This is a genomic window from Streptomyces sp. XM83C, from assembly GCF_023072675.1.
GTDB classification, from domain to species: Bacteria; Actinomycetota; Actinomycetes; order Streptomycetales; family Streptomycetaceae; genus Streptomyces; species Streptomyces thermocoprophilus.
On record NZ_JALLGL010000632.1, the window covers coordinates 1 to 850 of the forward strand.

The 850-nt window shown below is 73.2% G+C and carries 1 protein-coding gene; it reads right to left on the reverse strand.

Features of this window, described 5'->3' with window-relative positions; genetic code table 11:
• Positions 1-36 precede the first annotated feature (36 nt).
• Positions 37-850 (reverse strand): carbonic anhydrase (locus MTQ10_RS30825; protein ID WP_374117733.1); only part of this gene is annotated, 814 nt, incomplete at its 5' end.

Below are 850 nucleotides of genomic sequence, written 5' to 3' on the forward strand. Positions count from 1 at the left end.
CCACCCAGCCCTGCCCGCCCCGCTTCTCCTGCCGGCTCAGGCCGGTACGTCGTCCTCCTCTCGCACCTGATCGAACACCTGGCCTTCCTTCGCCTCGGTGAGCAGATAGGCCTGCGCCTCGCCCACGTGGAAGTACATCCCATGCAGCTCCAGCACCCCGGCCTCCAGCGCTCGCGCCACCGACTCGTGCGCCCGTAGATGCTCCAACTGCTGCACCACGTTGGTGAGGCACAGCAGCTCCACCGCGTCGGTCGGATGCCGTCCGGCCAGCCTGGCCCACGGTCGGCTGTCGTCCGCCATGCGTTCCAGACTCGGCACCCCGTGCCGCAGCCACCGCCGCAGCGGTGTCTGTGTCTCGCCCGCCGCCTCCTCGCCCGGCTCCGAGCGCAGCAGCGCCTGCATGGCCCCGCAGCCGGAGTGGCCGCACACGGTGATGGACCGCACCTGGAGCACCTCCACCGCGTACTCGATCGCCGCCGCCACCGAGTCGTCACCGCTCTCCGCACCCGGCAACGGCACCAGGTTGCCCACATTGCGCACCACGAACAGATCCCCCGGACCACTGGCGGTGATCATCGAGGTGACCAGCCGTGAGTCGGCGCACGTCAGGAAGAGCTGCGAGGGCCGCTGCCCTTCCCGCGCCAGCCGCGCCAGCTCGGCCCGCACCAGGGGCGCGGTGTTCCGCTGGAAGACCCGGATGCCCCGCGCGAGTCGATGCCCGCCACGCCGGCCCGTACCGAGCCCGACAGGGGCATGCCCGGCAGCCCCGTGCCCGGCAGCTCCGTGCCCGGCAGCTCCGTGCCCGGTACGGCCGTGAGCGCCCGGCCCGCCGCCCCCGTGACCGGCGCCC